This window comes from Natronococcus amylolyticus DSM 10524 (genome assembly GCF_000337675.1).
GTDB classification, from domain to species: Archaea; Halobacteriota; Halobacteria; order Halobacteriales; family Natrialbaceae; genus Natronococcus; species Natronococcus amylolyticus.
The window spans coordinates 181,142-188,602 of the sequence record NZ_AOIB01000043.1 but is presented as its reverse complement, the minus strand read 5'-3'; the positions used below and the strand labels follow the sequence as shown (position 1 = coordinate 188,602).

At 66.0% G+C, this 7,461-nt stretch carries 10 protein-coding genes and 1 tRNA gene; 5 read left to right on the top strand and 6 right to left on the bottom strand.

Going from position 1 to position 7,461, the window contains the following annotated elements; translation table 11 throughout:
- A partial coding sequence (locus C491_RS21350) for an MOSC domain-containing protein (protein WP_152421402.1) occupies positions 1-521 on the top strand: 521 nt, incomplete at its 5' end.
- A gap of 9 nt (positions 522-530) precedes the next feature.
- On the opposite strand, the gene C491_RS21345 is transcribed toward C491_RS21350, so the two are convergent.
- Positions 531-866, bottom strand: coding sequence for a rhodanese-like domain-containing protein (locus C491_RS21345; RefSeq protein WP_005560116.1), 336 nt, complete (start codon positions 864-866; stop codon positions 531-533).
- 194 nt (positions 867-1,060) lie between these two features.
- Between C491_RS21345 and C491_RS21340 the strand changes: the two genes are divergently transcribed.
- Complete coding sequence (locus tag C491_RS21340) at positions 1,061-1,369, top strand: cupin domain-containing protein (protein ID WP_005560115.1); 309 nt, start codon at positions 1,061-1,063, stop codon at positions 1,367-1,369.
- A 174-nt stretch (positions 1,370-1,543) separates the two neighbouring features.
- Positions 1,544-3,016, top strand: coding sequence for an amidophosphoribosyltransferase (purF, locus tag C491_RS21335; RefSeq protein ID WP_005560113.1), 1,473 nt, complete (start codon positions 1,544-1,546; stop codon positions 3,014-3,016).
- A gap of 2 nt (positions 3,017-3,018) precedes the next feature.
- Here purF and C491_RS21330 read toward each other — a convergent pair whose 3' ends face one another.
- From C491_RS21330 to C491_RS21310, 5 genes are all read right to left on the bottom strand, one after another.
- Complete coding sequence (locus C491_RS21330; protein ID WP_005560112.1) at positions 3,019-3,609, bottom strand: methyltransferase family protein; 591 nt, start codon at positions 3,607-3,609, stop codon at positions 3,019-3,021.
- Between the two features lie 89 nt (positions 3,610-3,698).
- Entirely contained in the window at positions 3,699-4,583 is an 885-nt protein-coding gene (locus C491_RS21325; RefSeq protein ID WP_005560110.1) for an SDR family oxidoreductase, read from the bottom strand.
- Between the two features lie 88 nt (positions 4,584-4,671).
- Positions 4,672-5,067: a hypothetical protein gene (locus C491_RS21320; RefSeq protein ID WP_049892453.1), complete on the bottom strand. Its 396-nt coding sequence runs from the start codon at positions 5,065-5,067 to the stop codon at positions 4,672-4,674.
- Positions 5,068-5,110: 43 nt separating this feature from the next.
- Positions 5,111-5,674 (bottom strand): DUF420 domain-containing protein, encoded by a 564-nt coding sequence (locus C491_RS21315; RefSeq protein WP_005560108.1) that lies wholly within the window; start codon positions 5,672-5,674, stop codon positions 5,111-5,113.
- Positions 5,675-5,871: 197 nt separating this feature from the next.
- A tRNA-Leu gene (locus tag C491_RS21310) sits at positions 5,872-5,956 on the bottom strand.
- Positions 5,957-6,165: 209 nt separating this feature from the next.
- Here C491_RS21310 and C491_RS21305 point away from each other — a divergent pair.
- Complete coding sequence (locus C491_RS21305; RefSeq protein ID WP_049892462.1) at positions 6,166-6,687, top strand: helix-turn-helix domain-containing protein; 522 nt, start codon at positions 6,166-6,168, stop codon at positions 6,685-6,687.
- Positions 6,688-6,866: 179 nt separating this feature from the next.
- Positions 6,867-7,358, top strand: coding sequence for a peroxiredoxin family protein (locus C491_RS21300; protein WP_005560106.1), 492 nt, complete (start codon positions 6,867-6,869; stop codon positions 7,356-7,358).
- Positions 7,359-7,461 lie beyond the last annotated feature (103 nt).

The window sequence follows — 7,461 nt, the reverse complement described above, 5'->3', positions numbered from 1 at the left end:
TTGCCAGCCCGCTCAGAGATGTGTATAAGAGACAGGTCTTCGACCTCGAGCTTACCCTCGAGCGCGACCGATCGCTCGGATTCGTCGACCGACGGGAGATGGGGCCGTCGGTGATCAGCACGGCCACCCTCGAAACCGTCGCCGACTGGTTCGACGGGCTGACCGTCGAGAGCGTCCGCCGGCGGATGCGAGCGAACGTCGAGATCGGCGGCGTCGAGCCGTTCTGGGAGGACCGCTTCGTCGGCTCCGGGGCGCCGTCGTTCGTCGTCGGCGACGTCCGGTTCGACGGCGTCACGCCCTGCGGGCGCTGTGTCGTCCCGAAGCGGGATCCAGCCACCGGCGAGGAGCTGGCAGGGTTTCAGCAGCGATTCGTCGAGAAGCGCCGGGAGACGTTTCCGGAGTGGGCCGACGAGGACGCCTTCGACCACTACTACACGCTGATGCTCATCGCGGACGTTCGCGAACGATACCGGGATCGCGGCCTCGAGGTCGGCGATCCTGTCGAGATCGACGAAAAGTAATCGTCGGGATCAGTTCTCGGCGTCGGCGGCCGCGCCGGTCTCGAGGTCGTACTCCCACTCCCGGTAGCCGCCCTCCATGCTCGCGACGGCGTCGCTGTCGACGTTCTCGTAGCTCCCGATCAGCCGAGCGGCCTGGATCGAACTCTGTCCGATCGGACAGGCGACGACCACGTCGTCGCCCCAGTCGTACTCGTCGATCTCCGTCGCGAGTTTGGCCATCGGCACGTTGATCGCGCCGGGAATGTGTCCCTGCTTGTACTCGGATTCCGATCGGATGTCGACGATCTGGACGTCGTCGTCCTCGAGCTTTGCCTTGACGTCTTCGGGGGGGATTTCGGATACCATTGTTGGGTGTCGGCGAGTGCCTGCCGTCTCGAGCGTCGGGCCGGACGGATCCGGTGAACACCTCGACGGCGTCGGCTCGTATGCTCTCGATTGGGGGAGCGACCCGTTAACACCTTTCGGTCGGATACAGCGGGTCGGGATCGACGAACGGGTTCGACGCCACCACCAAGTGGACGAACGAGAAACGATCGGGTATGCCAGAACTGACGTCGCTTTCAGATCTGACCGAGACGCCCCACGCCGAGGTGTTCGACGACGGCGGCGACCCTCGAGCGGTCCGGCTGCACCTCGAGGCCGACGAACGGATACCCGAACACCGCCACCCGGAGTCGAACGTAGTCTTTCACCTCCTGTCGGGTTCGCTCGAGCTCTCGCTGGACGGCGAGTCCTACGAACTCGAGTCGGGAGACCTCGTTCGGTTCGACGGCGACCGCGAGGTCGCCCCGAATGCCCTCGAGGAGAGCACGGCGGTGATTATCTTCGCGCCGAAACGGGAGCCGTAGCTGGGAAATCGTTCGCGGCGACGCCGTCGTGCGATCCAGGCACCATCCACGTTCGTGGATACTATCCGCGGTCCAGAGCCGCACTGATGGCACAAACACGGGGATTTTTGTCCGTGTAGGACGCTACGGTCGACCATGACTGATGGGCGGGGCGAGACTCCCCGGCGAACAGGAATGACCGAAAAGTGCGGCGTCGTCGGCGTCGCGCTCGACGGTCGAGACGCGGCCCGACCGTTGTACTACGCGCTCTACGCGCTCCAGCACCGCGGCCAGGAGTCCGCGGGCATCGTCACCCACGACGGCTTCCAGCAACACAGCCACGTCGACAGGGGGCTGGTCGGCGACGTCTTCGCCGAGGGCGACCTCGAGGGGCTGGCCGGCTCCGCGGGGATCGGCCACGTCCGCTACCCGACGGCGGGCTCGCTCGACACCTCCTGTGCACAGCCGTTCTCGGTCTCGTTCAAGAGCGGCTCGCTGGGGCTGTCCCACAACGGCAACCTCGTCAACGCCGACGAGATCCGCGACGAACTCGCCGCCCTCGGCCACGCCTTCACGAGCGACGGCGACACCGAGGTCATCGCCCACGACCTCGCGCGCAACCTGCTCGAGGAGGATCTGATCCGCGCGGTCAAGCGCACGATGGGACGGATCCACGGCTCCTACGCGCTGACGATCAGCCACGACGACACGGTCCTCGGCGTCCGGGATCCCCAGGGGAATCGTCCGCTCTGTATCGGGCGCCTCGAGGACGGCTACATCCTCGCCTCCGAGTCGGCGGCCATCGACACGCTGGACGGCGAACTCGTCCGGGACGTCCGGCCCGGCGAGCTGGTCGTTCTCGATGCGGACGGGCAGGGCTTTGACTCCTACCAGCTCGTCGAGGAGGACAACACCGCACACTGCTTCTTCGAGCACGTCTACTTCGCCCGTCCCGACAGCGTCATCGACGACACGCTCGTCTACGAGGCGCGTCGCGAACTCGGCCGGAAGCTCTGGACTGAAAGCGGCGTCGAGACCGACGTCGTCATGCCGGTCCCCGACTCCGGGCGCGCGTTCGCCTCGGGGTACGCCGAGGCCGCGGGCGAGACAACCCCTGACGGCGAAGCCCGTCCGGAGGACGACGACGGGGTCGAGTTCGCCGAGGGGCTGATGAAGAACCGCTACGTCGGCCGGACGTTCATCATGCCGACCCAGGACGAACGCGAGCGCGCGGTTCGATTGAAGCTCAACCCGATCAAATCCACGATCGAGGGCAAGACCGTCACCGTTATCGACGACTCGATCGTCCGCGGAACGACCTCCACCCAGCTGGTCCAGCTGCTCAAGGACTGTGGGGCCGAGGAGGTCCACGTCCGTATCGGCGCCCCGGAGATCGTCGCCCCCTGCTACATGGGGATCGACATGGCCACCCGCGAGGAGCTGATCGCTTCCGACAGGGACACCGACGAGATCCGCGAGGCCATCGACGCCGACAGCCTCGCCTACCTTTCGACCGACGCGGTCGCGGACGTCCTCGAGACTGAGCGCATCGACCTTTGTCTGGGCTGCGTGACGGGGGAGTATCCCTACGATATCGAGGGCGAAGAGACCGACCGCGAGGTCTCGCGTCCGAACGTCGGCGGGCGGACGATGCACGCGGACGACTGAGCTCACCAGAGACCGGGGACGAGCCGGTACGGCGTTCGCTCGGCGTACTCGAGATAATCCTCGTCCAGCGTCTTCCTGAGGGCGCGTTCCTCGACGCGAATTCGGTAGCCGTAGCCCGCCAGCCCGGCCAGCACTGTCACAGCGATGCTCAACCAGTTACCGAGAGAGATTCCGACGCCGACCAGCGAGAGCAGCGCACCGGTGTACGAGGGGTGGCGAACCCACCGGTACGGACCCGCCTCGACGACCTTGTCGTCTGCCTCAACGGTTACCTCGAGCGCAAAGCCGTCTCCGAGCGTGCGAACGGCGGACTGGCGTACGAGGACGCCAAGCAGGATGGTTCCTAGTCCGAGCCAGAACGCGACGCTCGGTGCGGGAACCTGTAGGGCGGGCACGAGCTGAGAAGACAGGACGGCCGCGAGGATTCCTCCAACGACGGCCGCACCGATGGCGTACTTCGACCCCCGGTCCTGCGTCTCTTCGTCCGACCCCTGGTGGCGGAGTGCGATCGACCAGTCCGAGACGATCCAGACGCCGACGACGAGAAAGAAGGCGAGCAGTGGTGACGATTCCATCCCGAACCACGGGAGCATACAGAACGGTTTCTCCCGACCAGCATAAGTGTCTGGTCGGTGCCACTTGCGTCTCGGACTCCAACGGGATCGTCGAAGACGACGGTCGCCTACCCGCCGACGATCGAGCCGCCGTTGATGTGGATCGTCTGCCCGCTCACGTACGACGAGTCGTCGCAGGCCAGGTAGACGTACGCCGGGCCGAGTTCGCTAGGCTGGCCCGGACGCCCCATCGGGACGTCCTGGCCGAACTCCTCGACGGCGTCGGGATCGTAGTCGCCGATCGTCGCCGGAATCAGCGGCGTCCAGATTGGCCCGGGCGCGACCTGGTTAACGCGGATCCCCTCGGGGGCGAGCTGCTGGGACAGCGAGCGCGTAAAGGCGACGATCGCGCCCTTCGTCGTCGAGTAGTCGACCAGCATGTCGTTGCCCGCGAACGCGTTCACCGAGGTCGTGTTGACGATCGTGTCGCCGTCCTCGAGGTGGGGCAGCGCCTCCCGGGTCAGGTAGAAGTAGCCGTGCATGTTCGTCGCGAACGTCCCCTCCCACTGCTCGTCGGTGATGTCGGTCAGGTCGGTCTTGACCACCTGGGCCGCCGCGTTGTTCACGAGGACGTTGAGATCGTCGAACTCGTCGACGACCTCCTCGACGGCCGCCTGGCAGAACGCGCTGTCGCGGACGTCGCCCGAGATGGTCAGGCTCTCCTGGCCCTCGTCCTCGATCATCTCCGCGGTCGTCTCGGCGTCTTTCTCCTCGTCTAAGTACATGACGGCGACGTCGGCGCCCTCGCGGGCGAAGTGGACCGCCGCGGCCCGGCCGATCCCGCTGTCCCCGCCGGTGACGATGGCGACCTTCCCCTCGAGCTTGCCGCTGCCCTCGTAGTCCTCACGGATGAACTCGGCGGGCGGCTCCATCTCGCTCTCGAGGCCGGGCTGGCGATCCTGCTGTTGCGGTTCGACCTCTTCGGCCTTCTCGCGGGCCTGGTCGTGTGTCATGGTCAGCGCTACCTTCCGACGGCTGTTGGACGTGTGCGTTGCGAGCGAAGGCAGCCTCCAGCTCGCCGCCCGGAGACTCTCAGCCGCCTCAACTCCGACGCGCGTAGAGGATCCCCGCGAGGAGGGTGACCGCGACCAGGCCGAACAGCGGCCGGATCGGATCGACGTAGGTCGCGAGCCAGGAACTCCCGAACAGCGCGACGAGGACGGCGTTACAGTGCGGGCAGGCGACGGCGAAGAAGCCGCCCGCGGCGCCGGCGTATCCGCAGGCGTCGCCGGAGCAGTCGTCGATCGCCGTCCGCTGTGCGGCGTAGGCGCCGGCGAGAGCGGTCGTCAGCAGCAGAAATCCGTAGTCGAGGGGCGTCCGCGGAACCATCCGTTCGAAGATTGGCGTCGGGACGAGCCCCGTGACGACGCCCGTCACGATAAAAAAGGCACCGCCGACGAGGAATCCGTTTCGGACGGCCCTCCGAGTCAATTGCACGGCTGATCGTTCGACCGTCGAGACGAAAAGCCGTCGGTTCGGCTCAGTAGCCGACGTGCAAGAGCGCGTAGACGACGATCCCCAGCGAAAAGGAGATCAGCCACAGCGTCGCCGCGGCGCGACCGATGCGAGCGTGGTTCGTTTGCGCAAGCTCCGCGGGCGAGTACGCCCCCGCCAGCAGGAGCGCGTGGTAGACGAGGGGGATGCAGACGACGGCGAGCAGGATATGGATCGCCAGGATCGGCAGGTAGACGAACTGGTAGACGGCGTCGGGACCGGGAAACGGCTGCGGGCCGCCCGTCGCGACCAGCCGGTAGAGGTAGAGCGTGAGAAACGCCGCGAACAGGCCGAACGAGGCGAGCATCGCGATTCGGTGACGATCGATCCGCCCACGCCTGATCGCGCGCCAGCCGAGCGCGATCGTCGCGATAGCCGTCGCGCTGATCGCGACGTTGACGTGCGGAATGATCTCGAGAAACCACTCGGGCGCGCCGGGAACCGTCGATTGTGGGATCCGACCGCCTGCAGCCGCGAAGACAACCGCCAGCGAGGCGACGCTCAGAACGGCCGTGAGCGAGCGGACCCGCTCTCGAGGAACGTACTCCATGTCCGAGAGTTCGACTGGGCGGGGAAAGCGGTTGCTGTCTCTCGACGTGACTCGAGCGACGAGCGCCGTCGCTCTCGGTGTAGCGTTCGTCAGAAGTTATGCGTGGGTGATGTCCGCGAAGGGAGATCACCTGCATCGACTCGCTCGGCGGCGTGGCCGCCTTGCGTATCGCGGTCCTTAAGGGACCGCGCGTGCGATGCGTGGGACCGGATTTGAACCGGCGGACCCCTACGGGACAGCGCCCTCAACGCTGCGCCGTTGGCCTAGCTTGGCTACCCACGCTCGCGTTCTCTTTCTGCACTCAATCGTATCCAGCGTGATTATAAAAGCCCTTTCCTTTGGGTCGGCGCCTGCGTCTGAATCACACGGAATCGGCCGAGGGCGCCGTCCTCCGATCCGGGCGAACGATACGAGCCGTCCCTCCGGCCGCCCCCGGAACCTCGAATCGTAGCTACCGTATAGTTAAAATGCGACAGATTCTAACGTACGGTATGGCTAAGTACTCGACCGGTTCGTCCGGTGGCGGCGGCGGGACGAACTGCGAGCTCTGTGGCGCCGAGAGCGACTCGCTTCGACGCGCGCAGGTCGCCGGTGCCGAACTCGAGGTCTGTCCGGACTGTGCGCCACACGACGACGCACAGAAACGCAGCGGGAGCCGCGGTGGCTCTCGCTCCCAGGATCGGGAGCAAAACGACGAGCGCAGTCGGAAACAGAAAGCCGCCCAGAACGTCGCGAAGGCCAACCCCGTCTGGGACAGCGACTCGGAACACTGGGAGAAGGAAGGGACGAACTACGACGACGATCCGCTACCGTACCTCGTCTCCGACTACGGCTCGGTGCTCGCCGAAGCCCGCCAGGAGGCCGGCTACCAACGCGAGGAACTCGCCGAGGAACTCGGCGTCCCCGAGAAGGACCTGCTGGCGATCGAGCAGGGCCGGGCGACCCAGGCCGGCGTCGGCGGCGGCCTGATCGACGCCCTCGAGGAAACCCTCGACGTCTCGCTCGCGGAGTGATCCGTCCACGGGATCATCCCGCGTTCGGTGTCCGAACTCGCCCGCACTCGAGTGGCCGGCAATCGACAGGGGGCGCCCGCCGGACGAGGGAATCCGGGAAGCGGGGCAGTCGCCTGTCCCTCGAGTGAACCCGGCCGTCGACCCCCCACCATTTTTGAGCCTCGTCCTGTAGAAGGGCTATGTCTTCCGAGTCCCTTCGGACGACGCTCTCGAACGTCACGACGGGACCGAAGCGCGTCTCGATAGCCGATCTCGGCGCGACGTCGGACTGGGTCGTTCTCCTGTTGATGCAGGGTCCTAACAGCGGCACGTGTCGACAGCAGGCTCGCGAGGTCGCGGCCGAGTACGATCGGTTCGAACGACGAAACGCGACGGTAGCGGCGATCGTTCCGGGAAGCGCACCGAAGGTTCGATCCTGGCGACGGCTCGTCGATCCGCCGTTCCCAATTCTGGCCGACCGCGACGGAATTCTCGGCGAGGAGTTCTTCCAGCGAACCCGGTACGGACAGCTCGGGCGATTTCTCCCGTCGATCGGACGGCTACCGACGGCGGTCGTGCTCGACTATCGTGACAGCGAGCCCGTGCTCGAGTACAGCTACGAGGGGGAGACGTCGTTCGACCGACCATCCGTCGACGAACTGCTCGATGCGATCGACGCATGTCGGTTGTGAGTCACCGTGCTTTCGTCGAAGCACGTTGTGTCTCGCTCGAGCACTGCCTGGATCGCATCGACTCCGGGGCCATCACTTACTCGAAATCGGGTTAATTTGACAA